At 66.4% G+C, this 18487-nt stretch carries 13 protein-coding genes; 3 read left to right on the top strand and 10 right to left on the bottom strand.

Annotated elements, in window-relative coordinates:
* Positions 1 to 218: 218 nt before the first annotated feature.
* Positions 219 to 848, top strand: a complete 630-nt coding sequence (locus tag AC1RMD_RS03110; protein WP_492923529.1) for a retropepsin-like aspartic protease family protein — start codon at positions 219 to 221, stop codon at positions 846 to 848.
* 42 nt (positions 849 to 890) lie between these two features.
* Here the strand turns inward: AC1RMD_RS03110 and AC1RMD_RS03105 are convergent, their stop codons facing one another.
* The 4 genes from AC1RMD_RS03105 to AC1RMD_RS03090 all read right to left on the bottom strand — a co-directional run bounded on the left by AC1RMD_RS03105 (position 891) and on the right by AC1RMD_RS03090 (position 6859).
* Positions 891 to 4019 (bottom strand): CusA/CzcA family heavy metal efflux RND transporter, encoded by a 3129-nt coding sequence (locus AC1RMD_RS03105; protein ID WP_492923528.1) that lies wholly within the window; start codon positions 4017 to 4019, stop codon positions 891 to 893.
* Between the two features lie 13 nt (positions 4020 to 4032).
* Positions 4033 to 5226 carry an efflux RND transporter periplasmic adaptor subunit gene (locus AC1RMD_RS03100; RefSeq protein ID WP_492923526.1) on the bottom strand — a complete coding sequence of 398 codons (1194 nt, stop codon included), beginning with the start codon at positions 5224 to 5226 and terminating at the stop codon, positions 4033 to 4035.
* Positions 5219 to 6439, bottom strand: coding sequence for a TolC family protein (locus AC1RMD_RS03095; protein ID WP_492923524.1), 1221 nt, complete (start codon positions 6437 to 6439; stop codon positions 5219 to 5221). Before AC1RMD_RS03095 ends, AC1RMD_RS03100 begins: the two co-directional genes overlap by 8 nt.
* Positions 6440 to 6514: 75 nt before the next feature.
* A complete protein-coding gene (locus AC1RMD_RS03090) occupies positions 6515 to 6859 on the bottom strand; it encodes a hypothetical protein (RefSeq protein ID WP_492923522.1) in 345 nt (114 codons plus the stop codon).
* Between the two features lie 59 nt (positions 6860 to 6918).
* Between AC1RMD_RS03090 and AC1RMD_RS03085 the strand changes: the two genes are divergently transcribed.
* Entirely contained in the window at positions 6919 to 7509 is a 591-nt protein-coding gene (locus AC1RMD_RS03085) for a hypothetical protein (RefSeq protein ID WP_492923520.1), read from the top strand.
* Positions 7510 to 7524: 15 nt separating this feature from the next.
* On the opposite strand, the gene AC1RMD_RS03080 is transcribed toward AC1RMD_RS03085, so the two are convergent.
* The 5 genes from AC1RMD_RS03080 to ssb all read right to left on the bottom strand — a co-directional run bounded on the left by AC1RMD_RS03080 (position 7525) and on the right by ssb (position 13454).
* Positions 7525 to 8286, bottom strand: coding sequence for a substrate-binding periplasmic protein (locus tag AC1RMD_RS03080; protein WP_492923518.1), 762 nt, complete (start codon positions 8284 to 8286; stop codon positions 7525 to 7527).
* Complete coding sequence (locus AC1RMD_RS03075) at positions 8283 to 10334, bottom strand: sensor histidine kinase (RefSeq protein ID WP_492923516.1); 2052 nt, start codon at positions 10332 to 10334, stop codon at positions 8283 to 8285. Before AC1RMD_RS03075 ends, AC1RMD_RS03080 begins: the two co-directional genes overlap by 4 nt.
* Positions 10335 to 10462: 128 nt before the next feature.
* Complete coding sequence (locus tag AC1RMD_RS03070) at positions 10463 to 11182, bottom strand: substrate-binding periplasmic protein (RefSeq protein WP_492923514.1); 720 nt, start codon at positions 11180 to 11182, stop codon at positions 10463 to 10465.
* Positions 11183 to 11373: 191 nt separating this feature from the next.
* A complete protein-coding gene (gene yjjJ / locus AC1RMD_RS03065) occupies positions 11374 to 12744 on the bottom strand; it encodes a type II toxin-antitoxin system HipA family toxin YjjJ (protein WP_492923512.1) in 1371 nt (456 codons plus the stop codon).
* A gap of 200 nt (positions 12745 to 12944) precedes the next feature.
* Positions 12945 to 13454, bottom strand: a complete 510-nt coding sequence (gene ssb, locus AC1RMD_RS03060; RefSeq protein ID WP_445231155.1) for a single-stranded DNA-binding protein — start codon at positions 13452 to 13454, stop codon at positions 12945 to 12947.
* Positions 13455 to 13707: 253 nt separating this feature from the next.
* Here ssb and uvrA point away from each other — a divergent pair, with 253 nt between their 5' ends.
* Positions 13708 to 16554 carry an excinuclease ABC subunit UvrA gene (uvrA, locus tag AC1RMD_RS03055; protein WP_492923510.1) on the top strand — a complete coding sequence of 949 codons (2847 nt, stop codon included), beginning with the start codon at positions 13708 to 13710 and terminating at the stop codon, positions 16552 to 16554.
* 51 nt (positions 16555 to 16605) lie between these two features.
* Here uvrA and AC1RMD_RS03050 read toward each other — a convergent pair whose 3' ends face one another.
* Positions 16606 to 18414 carry a DUF885 domain-containing protein gene (locus AC1RMD_RS03050; RefSeq protein ID WP_492923508.1) on the bottom strand — a complete coding sequence of 603 codons (1809 nt, stop codon included), beginning with the start codon at positions 18412 to 18414 and terminating at the stop codon, positions 16606 to 16608.
* Between the last annotated feature and the right edge of the window lie 73 nt (positions 18415 to 18487).

The following is an 18487-nucleotide window of genomic DNA, read 5'->3' as shown; positions in this document are numbered from 1 at the left end:
CTCTACTTTTTCTACGTCGCGCTTATTTTTTAGACCGTTTCTAGCGATTTAGTTCAATCTCTACCGAATTAGAACGTTTAGAGCTTTTAGAGCCCCCCCCAAATGCAGCACCCTGTATAGCAATGGCAATGGCGTGAGGATGTGCGCATTTTGGGCCAGCTTAAAATGTTATGCTCAGCGGCAATTAAGTAATTTCCAACATTTTTCCGCCGACTACCATGCGCCTCCCAACTTATGCCTTAGCAGCCGGCTTTATCCTTTCAGGCGCAAATGCCTGCGCCGCCAATATCAGCCTGGTGGGCGTAGTCCGCGACCGCGCTTTTATGACGGTAGACGGCGGCGAGCCCACCGACTACGCGACAGGCAGCACCATCGTGCCGGGCTATCGGCTGCTGGCCGTTCACAACGACGGCGCCACCATCGCCGAACATGGCAAGACGGTGACGATCGCCATGGGCCGTTATCCGGCGCAGAACGGGGCGAACCAAGCGCTGGTGTTGCGTGCGGATGCCGCCGGCCAGTTTTACACCAATGGCAGCATCAATGGCATGACTGCGCGGATGCTGGTCGATACCGGCGCCACCGTCATCGCGCTGCCCGCGGCAGACGCCGCCCGCTTCGGCATCGACTACCGCAAAGGACGGCCCGGCACAGCATCGACGGCAAACGGTCTCACCAACGTGTTTCGGGTGCAGATACAGAGGATCCGCATCGGCGAGCTGGAGCTCCGGGATCTAGAGGCCGTGGTCCAAGAGAGCGGCTTGCCCATCATTCTGCTGGGCAGTAATTTCCTGGACCAATTCAGCATGCGGCGCGAACGGCAGGAAATGATATTGACGCCAAGGTAAAAACCGCAGCCAGGTGTTACTGGCTGCGGCGCGCTCCAAGTCTTAAGCCGTTGTAGGCTGCCCGCGCAAGTACACCAGCCGGTACAGCAGCGGCAGCACCAGCAGCGTCAAGGCGGTGGAGGACAGGATGCCGCCGATGACCACCGTCGCCAGCGGGCGCTGGACTTCGGCGCCGGTGCCGGTGGCGATCGCCATCGGGATGAAGCCCAGCGACGCCACCAGCGCCGTCATCAGCACCGGCCGCAAGCGGCCCAGCGAGCCTTCGCGGATCGCCTGCTCCACCGTGCGCCCTTCTTCGCGCAGGCTGCGGATGAAGGAGATCAGCACCAGCCCGTTCAGCACCGCCACGCCGGACAGCGCGATGAAGCCCACCGCCGCCGAGATCGACAACGGTATGCCGCGCAAGGCCAGCGCCGCGATGCCGCCGGTCAGCGCGAACGGTATGCCGCTGAACACCAGCAACCCGTCCTTCAGATTGCCGAACATCGCGAACAGCAGCACGATCACCAGCAGCAGCGCCACCGGCACCACGATCTGCAAGCGGCGCGACGCCGATTGCAGCTGCTCGAACTGTCCGCCCCAGCTGGTCCAGTAACCGGCCGGGATCTGCACCTGCTGCAGACGCTGTTCCGCCTCCGCGACAAACGAACCGATATCCCGCCCGCGCACATTGGCGCTGATGACCACCCGCCGCTTGCCGTCCTCGCGGCTGATCTGGTTCGGCCCGGGCGCAATGGCGAAGCTCGCCACCTCGCCCAGCGGAATGAAGTTGGCAGCACCAGCGCCACCGGCGCGCGGCAGCGGCACCGGCAGGCGCCGCATCACATCCAGGTCGCTGCGCAAGGCATCCGGCAGCCGCACCACGATATCGAAGCGGCGGTCGCCTTCGAACATGGTGCCGGCCTGCTTGCCGCCGATGGCGGTGGCGATGGTCTCCTGCACGTCGCCCACATTCAGGCCATAGCGCGCGGTCTTGCCGCGGTCGATCTCCACCGTCAGCACCGGCAGGCCGCCGGTCTGCTCGATCTTGACCTCGCTCGCGCCATCCACCTTGCCCAGCGTGGCGGCGATGCGCGCGGCGGTCTCGCCCAGCACCGCCATGTCGTCGCCGAACAGCTTGACCGCGACATCGCTGCGCACGCCCGATATCAGCTCGTTGAAGCGCAGCTGGATCGGCTGCGAGAACTCGAAGGCGTTGCCCGGCAAACGCTCGGCCGCCTGCCGGATCGCCGCCACCAGTTCCGCGTGCGACTTCCTCGGCGCCGGCCACTGCGACTCCGGCTTGAGCATGATGTAGCCGTCCGAGACGTTGGGCGGCATCGGGTCGGAGGCGATTTCCGCGGTGCCGGTGCGGGCGAAGATGCGTTCGATCTCGGGGAACTGCCGCTTCAGCGCCAGCTCCACCTGCTGCTGCATCGCCACCGACTGCGTCAGGCTGGTGCCGGGGATGCGCAGCGCCTGGATCGCGATGTCGCCCTCGTTCAGGCTGGGCACGAACTCGCTGCCCATGCGCGTGGCCAGCAGCACCGACAGCGCCACCGCGATGCCGGCGAAGGTCAGCACCACCGGCGTGTTGGCCAGCACGCGTTCCAGCACCGCCGCGTACCAGCCGGTGATGCGGCGCTGCTCCTTCTCGACCACATGGTCGCCGATGAACAGCGCCACGGCGGCCGGGATGAAGGTGATCGACAACAGCATCGCGCCCACCAGCGCCATCACCACCGTCAGCGCCATCGGATGGAACATGCGCCCTTCGACACCGGTCAGCGCGAAGATCGGCAGGTAGACCACCATGATGATCAGCTGGCCGAACAGCAGCGGCCTGCGGGCTTCGCGCGCGGCGGCGTACACTTCCGCGTAGCGCTCGGCGCGCGTCAGCACGCGGCCGTGGCGCGCCTGCGCGTGCGCCAGCCGCCGCACGCAGTTCTCGACGATGACCACCGCGCCGTCGACGATGATGCCGAAGTCCAGCGCGCCGAGGCTGAGCAGGTTGGCGCTGACCTTGTAGGTCACCATGCCGCTGAAGGTGAACAGCATCGCCAGCGGGATCACCAGCGCCGTGATCAGCGCCGCGCGGATGTTCCCGAGGAACAGGAACAGCACCACGATCACCAGCACCGCGCCTTCCAGCAGGTTCTTCTTGACGGTGTCGATCGCCTTGTCCACCAGCGTGGTGCGGTCGTACACGGTGACCGCCTGCACCCCGGGCGGCAGGCTGCGGTTGATGTCGACCATCTTGCGGTCCACCGCCTGCGACACCGCGCGGCTGTTCTGCCCGATCAGCATGAAGACGGTGCCCAGCACCACCTCGCGGCCGTTCTCGGTGGCGGCGCCGGTGCGCAGCTCGCGGCCGATATCGACCTCCGCGACGTCGCGCACCCGCACCGGCACGCCGTCCACGTTGCTGAGGATGATGTTGCGGAGGTCGTCGAGCGTCCGCACCTGTCCCGGCGCGCGCACCAGCAGCTGCTCGCCGCGCCGCTCGATGTAGCCGGCGCCGGCGTTGCCGTTGTTGCGCTCGAGCGCCGTCACCACGTCCTGCAAGGTCAGGCCGTAGGAGGCCAGCCGCTGCGGGTTGGGCGCCACCTGGTACTCCTTGGCGTAGCCGCCGATGGCGTTGATCTCGGTCACGCCGGGCACGTTGCGCAGCTGCGGCTTGATGATCCAGTCCTGGATCTCGCGCAGGTCGGTCGGCGTGTAGGGCGTGCCGTCGGCCTTCTTCGCCCCCGGCCTGGTCTCCACCGTCCACAGGTAGATTTCGCCCAGGCCGGTCGAGACCGGGCCCATGGCCGGCGTGACACCGGCCGGCAGCTGCGCGCGCGCTTCCTGTATCCGTTCGCTGACCATCTGCCGCGCGAAGAAGATGTCGGTGCCGTCCTTGAAGATGACGGTGATCTGCGACAGCCCGTAGCGCGACAGCGAGCGTGTCTGCTCCAGCCTGGGCAGGCCGGACATCAGGGCCTCGATCGGGAAGGTCACGCGCTGCTCGGTCTCCAGCGGCGAGTAGCCGGGCGCCGAGGTGTTGATCTGCACCTGCACGTTGGTGATGTCGGGCACGGCGTCGATCGGCAGCTTCTGGTAGTTGTAGACGCCGAGTGCGGCCATGCCGGCCACCGCCAGCAGGACCAGCCAGCGCTGGGCGATGGCGAATTGGATGATGCGTTCAAACATGGTGTCCCCCGTCTCAGTGCGCGTGCTCGGCGCTGTCTTTGCCCAGCTCCGCCTTGAGCACGAAGCTGCCCGCCGCCGCGTACTGCGCGCCGGCCGCCAGGCCCTTGAGGATCTCGGTCAGCTTGCCGTCGCTGCGGCCGAGCACCACCGGCTGCGCGCGGAAGCCGCCCGCCACCTTGACGAACACCACCGGTTTGTCTGCCACCGTCTGGATCGCGTCCGCCACCACCGTGACGGCGGCGTCGGCGGCCTGGCCCGACAGCACATCGACGCTGACGAACAGGCCGGGGCGCCAGGCGCGGTCGGGATTGGCCAGCGCCACGCGGGCCTTGGCGGTGCGGGTCTGCTCGCCCAGCAGCGAGCCGACATAGGTGATCTTGCCGCTGGCCTGGGCCTCGAAGGCGGAGGCCTTGACCAGCACCGTCTCGCCCACGCGCACCAGCGCCAGGTCCTTGGGCGGCACGGCGATCTCGGCCCACACGCCGGACAAATCGGAAATCGTGAACACGGCGGCATCCTCCTTGACCGCCTCGCCCAGCGCCAGATGCTTCTCCATCACCACGCCGTCGAACGGCGCCCGCAGTTCCAGCCGGTTCAGGTCCGCGCCCGCCGCCGCGCCGGTCGTGGGGCCGGCGCCGATGGCGCTCAGTTTCTGGCGCGCGTTGCGCACCGCGATCTCGGCTTCGCTCAACGCCTGCTGCGCTTGCAGGTAGTCCTGCTCGGCGGAGATCTTGTCCTGCCACAGGCGGCGTTCGCGTTCGAAGGTGGTGCCGGCCAGCGCCAGCCGCCGCTGCGCCGACAGCAGCTCGCTGCGCTGCTCGGACAGGCCGCTGCTGGCGATCACCGCCAGCACCTGCCCCTGCTTGACGTTCTGCCCCAGCTCCGCGCGCACGCCGGTGACCACGCCGGCCAGCTTGGGCACGACGTGCGCGGTGCGGTCCTCGTTGAAGCGGATCTCGCCCGGCAGCGTGATGGCGACGCTGATCCGGGCCGGCGCCGCCACGGCCAGCGCAATGCCGGCGGCCTTGGCCTGGGTCTCGTCGAGCGCGATTTTTTCAGGCTGCGCATCCGCGTGCCCGCCGTGCTCCGATTCCGCCGGTGCCGCCGCCGCCGGGGCTGCGCCGCGCCTGGGCATCAGCATCAGGGCCGCCAGCAACAGTCCGATGAGCGCCATGACGGCGATGGTGATTTTCTGCTGCTTATTCATGTTCTTCTCCGAGGATGCGGCCGATGACGGCCAGCGCGCGGTGCGCGTCCGCCAGGGCGTTCAGATATAGCGTTTTCGCCTGCAGCAAGGTGCGCTGGGCGTCGAGCACGTCGAGAAAACCGAACTTGCCGTATTCGAAGCCGGTGCTGGCGGCATCGTAGGCGCTTTGCGCGCCGGGCAGGATGTCGTCGCGCAGGGCCTGCGCCTGCTGGCGGGCGAGGTCGAACTCCGCGCGCGCCTGCGCCAGCTCGGCCTCCAGCCGCAGCGCGGTGGCGGCCAGCTCGTCGCGCGCCTTGTCGACGCGGCGCGCCGACTCCAGCACGCTGCCCTGGTTGCGGTCGAACAGCGGCAGCGGCACCGAAATGCCGAACACCGCCTGGGTGCGCCCCAGTTCCTCCGAGCGCTTGCCGCCGAGGTTGAGCGTCAGGTCCGGCGTGCGCTTGCTGACCTCGACCTGGGCCAGCGCCTGACGCCGCGCCAGTTCCGAGCGGGCCAGCGCCAGCGCCGGCGCGCGCTCCAGCCGACGGCGCATGGCCTCGGCCGGGGCCAGTTCCGGCAGCGCCTCGATGGCGCCGTCGACCCGTTCGAAGCGCGGCGCCGGATTGCCCCACAGGGTCGCCAGCCGCTGGCGCGCGCCGGCCAGCAGGCTGCGGGCGCGGATCAGGTCCAGCTGCACCGACGCCGCGGCCACGCGGGCGCGGGTCTGCTCCACCGGCGACACCTTGCCGGCCACCACGCGGCGCGCGGTGGCGCCGGCCGCGCGCTGCGCCAGCTCGGCCGCCTGCTGCGCCAGCCGCACATGCTCTTGCGCGGCCAGCACGGCGAACCAGCCGTCGATCGCGGCGGCGCGCAGCTCGGCCTGGCGCACTGCCAGTTCGGCGGCGGCGCTGTCGCGGCCACGCTCGGCCGCCTGCACGCGGGCGGCGCGCTTGCCGCCCAGCTCGAGCGGCTGGCTCAGCTGGAAGGTGGTCTCGCGGGTAGCACGCCGGGTGTCGAGCCGTTCGACCGACAGCGTGGGATTGGGCAGCAGGCCGGCCTGCTGCACCGCGCCGTCCAGCGCGCCCAGCTCATGGCGGGCGGCGGCCAGTTCGGCGTTGGCGGCGCCGGCCAAGGTCAACGCGGCCTTCAGCGTCAGCGGCGCGGACGGCTCGATTTCGGCCTGCGCATAGGCAGGCCACGCCGCTACGACGAGCGGCAACAGATACTTGTACATCGAATTCTCCAGACGACAGGAACAGGAATTCGACGAGACTCAGGCGTCTAAAAAAGGGGCGAGGGCCTCGTCGCGCTAGGCGACGAGCAGCCAATTGGGCCGCGCGGGCCCGTCGGAGATATGGGACAGGTAGAGCGCCGGCAAAGGCGGCGCGTGGCCGCCCACGGTGGCGGCCAGCGCCGGCGTGGCGCCGCCCGGCACCGAGGCCTGCACCGCGTGGTGGCACACCTCGCAGTCGCTGTGGACCTTGACCGGCTTGCTCTGGTCGGCGCCGTCGTCGGACTGCGCCTGGTGCTGATGGCCATGGTGGCCGAAATGGGTGACCTTGGCCGGCTCGTGCTGGCAATAGACGGCCGCCATCGACCAGGCGTACTGGATGGGCAGAATGGTCAGCAGCAGGATCAGCAGAATCTTTTTCACGCCGCTATTGTAGCTTGAATTTACAATAAGGCTTCCCGCTCATCGAATAGGCGCAGCGCATGAATCCCGACCAGCAGCCCGCGACATCGCAAGGCGATTTCTTCAACACGCTCAACGACAAGGTCGACGCCCACGGCGCGCTGGTCGACCGCTTCCACCTCGACCTGCAAACCCTGGCCAGGCAGATCGCCGGCTGCGACAAGCTGGTGCGCATGGCGCATATCAGCCTGAACCAGATCGACGCCCGCATCGCCGAGGCGGTGCGGATCGAGACCCAGGCCGCGGTCCAGCTCGAGGCCACCGGGCGCGAGGCGGCGCGCGCCGCCACCGAGGCGGCCAACGCCGCCGTCGCCGGCATGGTCGGCCAGATGCAGGCCGCCAGCCGCGAGGCCGAGCAGGTCTGCCGCGCGCTGCACCGCGCGCGCGGCCAGACCGGCCTGTGGCTGGCCGCCTACGTGGCCGGCACGCTGGCGCTATGCCTGCTGAGCGGCTGGATCGCCTACCAGGTCCACCCGGAGACGCCGCCGCCGCCCGAGCTGGCCGGCCTGGCCGAGCAGGGGAAAAAGCACGCGGCGCTGCTGGACAAGGCCAGCGACAAGGAGCTCAAGCTGATCAGGGAAATCCAGGCGCGCCGCGCCAGGCCGAAATAGGCCGCCAGCGCGGCCTCAGTTGCCGGCCAGGCCGTACTTGCGCTGGATGCGCGCCAGGCCGCCGTCGGCGCGCAGCGTTTCGTAGGCGGCGCGCCACTTGCGCGCCTCGTCCTCGCTGAAGTCGAGCGAGCCGCCCAGCCAGACGTCGCCGCTGCGGATGGTGGGGCTGAAGTCGAAGTCGGCCTCGCGGTTGCCGTCCAGGTTGGCGGCGTGGCGGTGGATGTCCTCGCCGCCGTAGGTGGCGTCGGCCACGCCCTTGCTGACCATGCGCATGCAGTCCTTGACGCTGGCGCATTCGGCCACCGCGCTGAAGTGCAGCGACTGCAGCATCAGCTTGTGCGGCGAGCCGCGCAGCACCGCCAGCGGCCGCCGCGCCAGCGCCGCCGGGTCGCGCAGTTCGCGCGGGTCGATGCTGCCGCGGCGGGCGACAAACACGAAGTTCTGCTGGCGCAGCCGCACCAGCCAGCGGTAGTGCGGCTCGCGCTCGGGCGTGCGGGTCAGCGGCAGCACCGCGGTGCGCGGCAGCACGCCGGTCAGCGCCAAGGCGCGCTGCCACGGGTAGAACTCCACCGTGGCCGGCGTGCCCACGCGGCGCGCCAGCTCCTGCACGATCTCCACCAGCAAACCAGGGCTGTCGCCGCCGGCCGCGATCGCATACGGCGGCAGGTCGGCCGCCACCAGCCGCAACGGTGCCGGCGCCTGGGCGCGCGCCGGCGCCAGCGCCAGCGCGCACAGCAGCACGGCGCCCAGCCTGGCCCCTGCCTTGGCCCCCATCATGCCGCACCGCCGTCGCCGTGCGGCAGGCGCAACGACACCCGCGTGCCGCGCTGCACCGTGCTGGCCAGCGTCACCTGGCCGCGCATCAGGCCGACCACCATGCTGTGCACGCTGGCCAGGCCGAGCCCGGCGCCGGTCAGGCCCAGCTGGGTGGTGTAGAACGGTTCGAACACCTGCGCCAGGTGCTCGGGCGCGATGCCGCAGCCGTCGTCGCTCCAGTCGATGACGATGGCGTCGGCGGCGGCGCGCGCCTCGACCACGATGGCGCCGCCGGCGCGGCGGGCGAAGGCGTGCAGCAGGCAGTTGTCCAGCAGCTGCTGGAACACTTGCTGGCAGGCGCCCGGGTAGCCGTGCAGCCACAGCTGGTCCGGCAGCGCCAGGCTCAGGCTGACGCCGCGCGCCTGCAGGCCGTGGGCCCAGGCGCCGGCGCAAAAGCGCAGCCGCTCGGCCAGGTCGAAGCGGCTGGCCGGCTCCTGGGTCGGCTGGCCGGACAAGCCCTTGAAACGCTCGACCAGGCGGTTGATCTGCGCCAGCGCGCGGTCGACCAGTTCGCCGCCCTGGGTGACGCTGGCCAGCAGGCCGGCCACCTCGCTGCGGCGCAGCGCGCCGGCGTCCAGGCCGCGCCGCAATTGTTCGGCCTGGGCCGTGATGGCGCTGGCCGCCACCCGCGCATTGCCCAGCGGCGTGTTGAGCTCGTGCGCCATGCCGACCACCATGCGCGACAGGCCCAGCTGCTTTTCCTGCTGCATCAGCGCGCGCATCGCGTGGCCCAGCTCGTCCGTGCGCTCGCGCACCTGCTGCTCCAGCCGGTCGTGCGCGCCCTGCAGCGCCGCCTCGGCGGCCTGGCGCACCGCCACCTCGCGCCGCAGCGTCTCGAGCGCCTCGCCCAGCTCCTGGTTGCGCTGCACCAGCGAGTTCTCCAGCACCGTGCCGTGCTGCGCCAGCAGGGCGTTCTGGTGCAGCAGCTGCGGCCGCTCCATCACCGCGCTCAAGGTCTCGCCCAGCGAGGTCGCCAGCGCGCGCTTGTGGCGCCGCTCCAGCCCGACCTGGGCGATGGTGGCCCGCAGCGCCGCGTCGAGCCGGCCCCAGCGGCGGCCGTAGCGGCGGATCGCGCACAGCGTGATCTCGCGCAGGCGCGTGCCCTGCGGGGTCTGGTCGTCCAGGCCGGCGTCGTAGGCCAGCAGCGCCGGCCAGGCGCTGGCGCGCTCGCCGTCGGCGCAGTCGGCCAGCAGCGTGCACAGCTGCAGCCACGGGCTCCAGTAGCCGTCGCGGCCGAACCGGGCGCGCAGCTGGGCCATGTAGCCGCGGCTGGCGTCGGCCTGCTCGCAGCTGGCGCTGACCACGGCCAGGTTGAGCAGCGCCAGGCATTCCTGCGCGTCCAGGCCGAACTCGCGGGTGCGGCGCAGCACCAGCTCGCGCCGCGCCAGGCAGTCGCGCCACAGCGGCGCGGCGGCGTCGTCGTCGGGCTCCTCCAGCGCCAGGTAGTAGGCGCCCGAGGCCGCGCTGTCGAGCAGCATGACGTGGATGGCCGGCGTCAGCTCGCCCGGCTCGGCCAGCATGGCGGCGCAGAATTGCAGCAGCTCCAGGTGCATCTCGGCGCCCAGCAGCACGCGGCAGCGGGTGGCGCGCATCTGCGTGGCCAGCCGCGGCAGCGCGCCGCGCGCGTACAGCTCGGCGGCCGTGGCCAGGCTGTCGAGCGCCGCGTGGTGCAGGCGCAGGCGCATCTGCACCCAGTGCAGCGCCCGCAGGGCGGCGGCCTGGGCCAGCGGGTGCTGTTCGGTCTGGGCTTGCAGCTGCAGATTCCTGGCCGGCAGCAGCAAGGTGTCGGCGGCCACGGCGACGTCGGCGGCCCGCGCCAGCAGCTGGAACGCCGCCAGCTCCAGCGCCTGCGAGCCGTTCAGGCGGCAGCCGGCCAGTTGTTGCAGGGTCAGGGCGTGGTGCGGCATCTCTTGCGGCATCAGGCAGGCGCGCAGTACCTGCAGCAGCTGCTCGGCCGCGGCCACCTGGTCGGCGCGCGCGGCATAGGATCGTGTTTCAGATGCAGACATGGCACTGCCCCCGTAGCGAACTCATGTCGGCCCAGTATTACACGAAGTCGCTTTCAGCTGAACCGCCATGCGGCGGGCTGTTGCAAAAACGTGTAATCGGCGGCGATCGCCAGGCCATGACGCCGGCGCTAGCGAAAGCGCGTCAGCATGTGGGCCAGGCTGCCGTCCCTGGTCGCCTGGCCGATGGCCTGGTCGATTTCCGCCAGCGCCACACGGCCTTTGCGCGACACGGCGCAGCGCGTGGTGAAGGACATGACGGAGAGCGGCGGATGGATCGCCAGCGGCTGCTGGCGGAGGCGCTGGTAGTAGTCGAGCACGACCCTGGTGATCAGGATGTGCCGCACCCGGCCGCGCATCAGCTTCTCCATATTGCTTTCCATATTGGGCGCGTTGTCGCGCACAAAATCCTTGCCCAGCAGCGCCTCCATCTCGGGATGCAGATAGCCCAGGATGGTGCCGACCGGCTTGCCGCGCAGCTCCGCGATCGCACGCACAGGCGGAGCGCGCGTATCCGTCACCAGCACCTCTTCCGTCGTGAAGACGACGCGGCTCCACAGATAATCGCCCGTCAACCATTCCGGCATGTAGGCGCACAGGACGTCGGCCTCGCCGCTTTGCAGCGCATGCTCGAGGCGCTTGCGGGGCAGCATCACAAAGCGCACCTGGCGCCCCATGTGGCGCGCCAGGATCTCGCCGATTTCCTTGTGCACGCCGTCGACCAGGCGGCCGTTGTCGACCAGCGCCATCGGCATATTGGCCGTGCTGTCGACCATGACCACCAGTTCGGCCGTCCGCGCCGGCCAGGCCGCGCCCAGCAGGCACGCCATCAATAGGAGGTTTGCGCGCATCGTCTCGCCACTTGAATACATGGAGAACCCATGGGTCAACTCATTCTACAGATATTTCTGCGCGACAAACCTAACCGAACACGATCAAACGGCCCGACCTGACATCGACGATCTTTTTGAAGAACCGCGCCAGATGGCTTGGCTCATGGAAGCCGCAGGCAGGCAATGGCAGCCCAAGCCCACGCTCGGACCTAAGCCCGCCGATCAGCTCCTGCCGCGGGAGCAAATGGCCGGATCGCCGTCACATGGCGATCCGCGACGGCTTTGAAGTCCTCCGAGATACGAGGATCGTCGACCACGTCCTGCCAAAATTGAAGCGCCATGGCATAACACTTCGATAGATGCCTCAACTCCATTCGGCCCATGTAGGCTGGCAGCCACTCCCGCTCAATAATCTCGCCGTGCGAATTGGGACGATACAGCATGGGAAGCATGTCATATGCATCCAGCAATCGGTGCTTGCGTTCAAATGTCCACGAGACCGCGATATTCCCATGATGCTTGTCTGTGTTGCCGATGAATGAACCGAAAAGGTCGAGTATCTCAACGGTCGTCATGTCTTTCCCAGACAACTCTCCGAGGCGGCCAAGCTCACGGGCGACAGCTGTCCAGTTCTGATCCATCATCCCCAGATCGCCATCCAATGCGAAGAAAGTAGCCATCGGTCGCCGTCCTCGCAACCCGACGCGATCAAACCGAACCACCTCTAAAAAAACACGGGAGCCCGATTCGAGTATCGTAGTTTTAGCCGCGGCGATACCATTGCGAGCGAGAACTTGTAGCGCCAGATGTTCACATATGAGCAAGTCTCCCCAACGTCTCCCAGAGGGAGTGCCAACTTGCGGAGAGAATTTGACTATGACGTGCTCAACCAACATCCCGTCATCGTCACGACGGATCACGGCAGTGAACTTGGGCTGCTCGCCACCTGCGGACGAACCCGGAGACTCGCCTTGCATGGCGTGTTCCGCCATCCCGGGGTAGCGCCCAACACGCTCCCCAACTGGTATAACTTGCCTCTCCAACGCGGCGCAAGACTCGATATACCTGGCACAGGACTCGTTACCAAGAATGAGGTCTCCCGCAGCATGCTCACTGCGCCGGGAAATGTATTTCAATATCTGCTCATCCGTCCAGTGCAAGATGTTGTCTGGCAAATCCAGATCCCGGTTTCTTCCCGGCTCCATGCGCCCCAAAAATCCTTGAGGACGGAGATCGCGGGTGAAAAATGGCATGCCCTTAAACACGGCATAGCCGGTCCCCTCCAAGGGCATCATGGCGTAAAACCCGCCTTGAAGGACGTCCAGGTAGCCTATGGGGGCGAGCCCGCCCTCTTCAGAAACACGAAATATGGGAACAGGAACCTCGATTCCCTGGACGTGACGCCTCAAGGCGTACTGTCGGGCCTTACCCGCGCCCAACACCACCCCGTCTCGTACAGTTGCCCATAGACGGGAGAAAGTAGGCTGGCTGATGTCAAGTTCCCTCAGAATAGATGCCGTTTTTGCCGGCCCCTGCTGGAGAAAATGTCGCAACTTTTCAATGTTTTGGGTTTTAGCCACTATGTTTTCGACATTCGATGAATAGAAAAATTAGCTTGTTTTCATAGGGGCTAGTCCATTTTTGAATACTAAAATGAATAGTATTATGAATGGAATAATCGTATCACATGAAAGAGGCGGCGCATCGAGGCCGGCAAGAAAAAAGCCCTATGGATCAATGATCTATAGGGCTTAGTTTGCAAATGAGGGACGACTAAATCTTAGAACGGGATATCGTCATCCATGTCCGAGAAGTTCGGCGCTGGGCGTGGCGCCGGGCGCGGTGCTGGTGCCGGTGGCGCCATCTGCGGACGCGGCGCCGGGGCCTGGCGCTGCTGCTGTGGCGGGGCTTCGTAGCCGCCGCCGTCGTCCATGCCGCCGCCTTCACCCATGCCTTGACGGCCACCCAGCATTTGCATCTGCTCGGCGATGATGTCGGTCGCGTATTTCTCGACGCCGTCTTTGTCGGTGTACTTGCGGGTCTGCAGGCGGCCTTCGACGTAGACCGACGAACCTTTTTTCAGATACTGGCCGACGATTTCAGCCAGGCGGCCGAAGAACGAAATGCGGTGCCACTCGGTGAGCTCTTTCTGCTCGCCGGTGTTGCGGTCCTTCGATTTGTACGATGTCGCCACAGCAATGTTGGCGATCGCGTCACCGCTAGGCATGTAGCGAATTTCCGGATCGCGACCCAGATTGCCGACGATGATGACTTTGTTGACTGATGCCATGTATAAAACTCCTGAGTAACGGCGGCCGCGAGGGCGGGCTGTTTATGTGTTGCGCAAACAGCGATTATAGTCGAACAGGCCAGCCACCCACCAAAAATTCCATTGCCGCTGTTCATGCTGCAAGTTGAAACAGTGTAAGAAAATACTGGTATTATATACAGTGTCGAGCCACCGGAACGCGATCCAGCGCAAGGTCGGCGCAAGTAATCAAACCCGGCTATAGTAACGGGTTGACCCGAAAGGCAAAAAATCCATGGAACAGATCCGCATCCGCGGCGCACGCACGCACAACCTCAAAAACATCAACCTCGACCTGCCGCGCAACAAGCTCATCGTGATTACCGGCCTGTCCGGCTCCGGTAAGTCCTCGCTGGCTTTCGATACGCTGTACGCCGAGGGCCAGCGCCGCTATGTGGAATCGCTGTCGGCCTATGCCCGCCAGTTCCTGCAACTGATGGAAAAACCCGACGTCGACCTGATCGAAGGCCTGTCGCCGGCCATCTCGATCGAGCAGAAAGCCACCTCGCACAATCCGCGTTCGACGGTCGGCACCGTCACCGAAATCCACGACTACCTGCGCCTGTTGTATGCGCGCGTCGGCACGCCCTACTGCATCAACCACCCGGAGCACGCCTTGGCCGCGCAAACTGTCTCGCAGATGGTGGACGCCGTGCTGGCCATGCCGGAAGCGACCAAGCTGATGATCCTGGCGCCGGTGGTGGCCAACCGCAAGGGCGAGCACTCCGACCTGTTCGAGCAGATGCAGGCCCAGGGCTTCGTGCGCTTCCGCGTGCAGAGCGGCACCCACGACGCCAAGATCTACGAAGTGGACGACCTGCCCAAGCTGAAGAAGACCGAAAAGCACACCATCGACGTGGTGATCGACCGCGTCAAGGTCAGCGCCGACATCAAGCAGCGCCTGGCCGAAAGCTTCGAGACCGCGCTGCGCCTGGCCGACGGCCGCGCCATCGCGCTGGAAATGGACAACGGCACGGAGCACGTCTACTCCAGCAAGTTCGCCTGCAACGAGTGCGGCTATTCGCTGCAGGAGCTGGAACCACGCCTGTTCTCGTTCAACAACCCGATGGGCGCCTGCCCGGAATGCGACGGCCTCGGTCACATCGAGTTCTTCGATCCCAAGCGCATCGTCGCGTTCCCCAACCTGTCGCTGGCCTCGGGCGCGGTCAAGGGCTGGGACCGCCGCAACCAGTTCTACTTCCAGATGCTGTCCAACCTGGCGGCCTACTACGAGTTCGACCTCGACCTGCCGTACGAGCAGCTGCCGAAGACCGCGCAGGAAGTGATCCTGCACGGCTCGGGCAAGACGCACATCCCGTTCACCTACGTCAACGAGCGCGGCCGCACCGTCATCAAGGAGCACGCGTTCGAAGGCGTGGTCACCAACCTGTCGCGCCGCTACCGCGAAACCGATTCGATGGCGGTGAAAGAGGAACTGGCCAAGTTCATCAACGAGAAGCAGTGCCCGTCCTGCCACGGCGCGCGCCTTCGCGTCGAAGCGCGCTTCGTCAAGGTCGGCACCGGCAAGCAGGAAAAAGCCATCTACGAGATCGCCGAGAAGCCATTGCGCGACACGCTGACCTTCTTCGAGCAGCTGAAACTGAAGGGCGCGAAAAAAGAGATCGCCGACCGCGTGGTCAAGGAGATCATCTCGCGCCTGAAGTTCCTCAACAACGTCGGCCTCGACTACCTGTCGCTGGACCGCAGCGCCGACACGCTGTCCGGCGGCGAAGCGCAGCGCATCCGCCTGGCCTCGCAGATCGGCTCCGGCCTGACCGGCGTGATGTACGTGCTCGATGAACCGTCGATCGGCCTGCACCAGCGCGACAACGACCGCCTGATCGAAACGCTGAAGCACCTGCGCGACATCGGCAACAGCGTGCTGGTGGTGGAGCACGACGAGGACGCGATCCGCACCGCCGACTACATCGTCGACATGGGCAAGGGCGCCGGCGTGCACGGCGGCGACATCATCGCCCAGGGCACCCTGGCGGACATCCTGAAGAACAAGAATTCGCTGACGGCCCAGTACCTGAAAGGCACGCTGAAGATCGCCGTGCCGGCCAAGCGCCACGTGGCCGACCCGGACAAGCAGCTGGTGATCAGCGGCGCCACCGGCAACAACCTGAAGAAGGTCAACCTGCACCTGCCGGTCGGCCTGATGACCTGCGTGACCGGCGTGTCCGGCTCCGGCAAGTCCTCGCTGATCAACGACACGCTGTACCCGGCCCTGTCGCGCCACCTGTACGGCTCGCAGACCGAACCGTCGCCGCACGACTCCATCAGCGGCCTGGAACATTTCGACAAGGTGATCTCGGTCGACCAGGCGCCGATCGGCCGCACGCCGCGCTCGAATCCGGCCACCTACACCGGCCTGTTCACGCCGATCCGCGACCTGTTCGCGACCGTGCCGACCGCCAAGGAGCGCGGCTACAGCGCCGGACGCTTCTCGTTCAACGTCAAGGGCGGCCGCTGCGAAGCCTGCCAGGGCGACGGCGTGATCAAGGTCGAGATGCACTTCCTGCCGGACGTATACGTGCCGTGCGACGTCTGCCACGGCAAGCGCTACAACCGCGAAACGCTGGAAGTGCAGTACAAGGGCAAGAACATCACCGAGATCCTCGACCTGACCGTCGAAGACGCGCACGAGTTCTTCAAGCCGGTGCCGCTGATCGCGCGCAAGCTGCATACCTTGCTGGACGTGGGCCTGGGCTACATCAAGCTGGGCCAGAGCGCCACCACCTTGTCGGGCGGCGAGGCGCAGCGCGTCAAGCTGTCGCTGGAGCTGTCCAAGCGCGACACCGGACGCACCTTGTACATCCTGGACGAGCCGACCACCGGCCTGCACTTCCACGATATCGATTTGCTGCTGAAGGTGATCCATCGCCTGCGCGACCAGGGCAACACGCTGGTCATCATCGAGCACAATCTGGACGTGATCAAGACGGCCGACTGGATCGTCGACCTGGGACCGGAAGGCGGCGCGGGCGGCGGCAAGATCATCGCCGCCGGCACGCCGGAAGACGTGGCCGCCAATCCTGCCAGCGTGACCGGCAAGTATCTGGGACCGCTGCTGAAATAAGCGGTCGGGTAGCACGCCGCCTGCAGTGCGCTGCAAGCGGCGCTTGGAACGTTACTGCGCGGTGACGCGGGTCTGCTTCAGCTTTTCCGCGACGACCCAGTCCTTGATGTGCGACTCCAGCACATCCATCGGCAACGCGCCCGCGCCCAGTACCTGGTCGTGGAAGTTGCGGATGTCGAAACCGGTGCCCAGTTCCTTGCGTGCGTAGTCGCGCAGCTCAAGTATCTTCAGCTGGCCGATCTTGTAGCCCAGCGCCTGGCCCGGCCACACGATGTAGCGGTCGGTCTCGCTCTGCACGTCCACTTCCTCGATGCCCGAGTGGTCGTGGAAGAAGTCCACCACCTGCTGGCGGCTCCACTTCTTGTAGTGCAGGCCGGTGTCCACCACCAGGCGGATCGCGCGCAGCATCTCATCCTGCAGGTGGCCGTAGTAGCTGTACGGGTCTTTGTAGAAGCCCAGCTCCTCGCCCAGACGCTCCGAATACAGCGCCCAGCCCTCGGCATAGGCGGTGTAGTTGCCCTGCTGGCGGAAGGTCGGCAGACCTTCGATCTCCTGCGCGATGGTCAGCTGCATGTGGTGGCCCGGCACGCCTTCGTGCAGCGCCGTGGTCTCGATGCCGATGGTCGAGCGGTGCTCGAAGTCGCCGGTGTTGACCATCACGCGGCCGGCGCGCTTGCCGTCCGGCGAACCCGTCATGTAGGCCGCCGCCGAGGCGCCCTTCTCGCGGAATTCCTCGACCTGCTTGATCTCCACCTTACCCTTGGGCAGCACGCCGAACTGCTGCGACAGCTGGGTGTACATCTGGTCCGTATATTTCTGGTACAGGTCGACGATTTCCTGGCGCGATTTCGGATGCAGCTCCGGCTTGGCGGCCAGCGCCTTGTTGAAGCTCTTCAGGTCCTGGTAGCCCAGCTTTTGCGCGGTCGCCAGCATCTGCGCCTCGATGCGCTTGACCTCGGACAGGCCCAGCTGATGGATCGCTTCCGGCGCCATCTCGGTGGTGGTCGAGGACTTGGCCTTGTAGGTATAGCGCGCCGCGCCGTCCGGCAGCGACCACATGCCCACGTCCATGCGGCCGTAAGGCGCATACTTGGTCTTGGTGAACACGGCCAGCTTCTTGTAGGCCGGGATCACGTCCTTCTGCACCGCCGCCAGCACTTCCTTGCTCAGGCGCGCCTTGTCGGCGGCCGAGAACTCTTTCGGGAATTTCTTCAGCGGCTCGGCGAACGGCGAATCGGCCGGCTTGATGGCCGCCACGTCCTCGCACTGCTTGACGATTTTCGGGATCAGGAATTTCGGCGGCATCAGCTTGTCGCGCACGCCTTTTTCCATCTGCACGCGGGTCTCGTCGAACAGCTTCGGCAGCGTGTGCAGGCGGACGATGTAGTCCTCGTAGTCCTTGACGGTGTCGAACGGCAGCGCCGACACCAGCTGCGGCGCATCGATGTGGATGCCGGAGTTCTGCGCCAGCGGCATCTCCCATTCCTTGAAGCGCCCGCCTTCGACGTTCTGGCGCAACTGGCGCACCATCAGGTCGCGGTTCAGCTGCTCCTGCAGCGGGAAGCCGGAGGTGTCCAGCGCTTCGAAGCGCTTGAGGAAGTCGGCCGTGAGCTTGAGGTCGGCGTCGATGCCGGCCTGCGAGAAGTCGGACCACTTGTCGTTGTAGCGCTTGTCGCCCAGCAGCGACGCCCATTCAGGGCTGGCGCGCATCGTGTATTCCCACTGTTCCTTGATCAGGGAGTTCAGTGCTTCGCGGCGACCCGCCAGGTCGGGAGCTGCCGTGTCGGCATGGGCCACGCCCAGGATCAGGGAAAACAACAGGGCGCTGGCGACGCCGATACGGGTAGTTGCAGTTGTCATGTCTAGAGGCCTATCAGGAAAAAATGTTGAACATGCACTGTAGGCCTGCGCCCGCCCCGGCGCGCGCGAATTG

The organism is Duganella sp. GW822-FHT06D06 (genome assembly GCF_058799615.1).
Note: the sequence above shows the minus strand (reverse complement) of the source record. Positions and strands in the feature narration are given on the sequence as shown.

Coding starts and splice junctions, on each gene's coding strand:
- ssb (WP_445231155.1), bottom strand. CDS start 13,454: ATGGCATCAGTCAACAAAGTCATCATCGTCGGCAATCTGGGTCGCGAT.
- AC1RMD_RS03070 (WP_492923514.1), bottom strand. CDS start 11,182: ATGCGCGCAAACCTCCTATTGATGGCGTGCCTGCTGGGCGCGGCCTGG.
- AC1RMD_RS03050 (WP_492923508.1), bottom strand. CDS start 18,414: ATGACAACTGCAACTACCCGTATCGGCGTCGCCAGCGCCCTGTTGTTT.
- AC1RMD_RS03105 (WP_492923528.1), bottom strand. CDS start 4,019: ATGTTTGAACGCATCATCCAATTCGCCATCGCCCAGCGCTGGCTGGTC.
- uvrA (WP_492923510.1), top strand. CDS start 13,708: ATGGAACAGATCCGCATCCGCGGCGCACGCACGCACAACCTCAAAAAC.
- AC1RMD_RS03095 (WP_492923524.1), bottom strand. CDS start 6,439: ATGTACAAGTATCTGTTGCCGCTCGTCGTAGCGGCGTGGCCTGCCTAT.
- AC1RMD_RS03110 (WP_492923529.1), top strand. CDS start 219: ATGCGCCTCCCAACTTATGCCTTAGCAGCCGGCTTTATCCTTTCAGGC.
- AC1RMD_RS03100 (WP_492923526.1), bottom strand. CDS start 5,226: ATGAATAAGCAGCAGAAAATCACCATCGCCGTCATGGCGCTCATCGGA.
- AC1RMD_RS03075 (WP_492923516.1), bottom strand. CDS start 10,334: ATGTCTGCATCTGAAACACGATCCTATGCCGCGCGCGCCGACCAGGTG.
- AC1RMD_RS03085 (WP_492923520.1), top strand. CDS start 6,919: ATGAATCCCGACCAGCAGCCCGCGACATCGCAAGGCGATTTCTTCAAC.
- AC1RMD_RS03080 (WP_492923518.1), bottom strand. CDS start 8,286: ATGATGGGGGCCAAGGCAGGGGCCAGGCTGGGCGCCGTGCTGCTGTGC.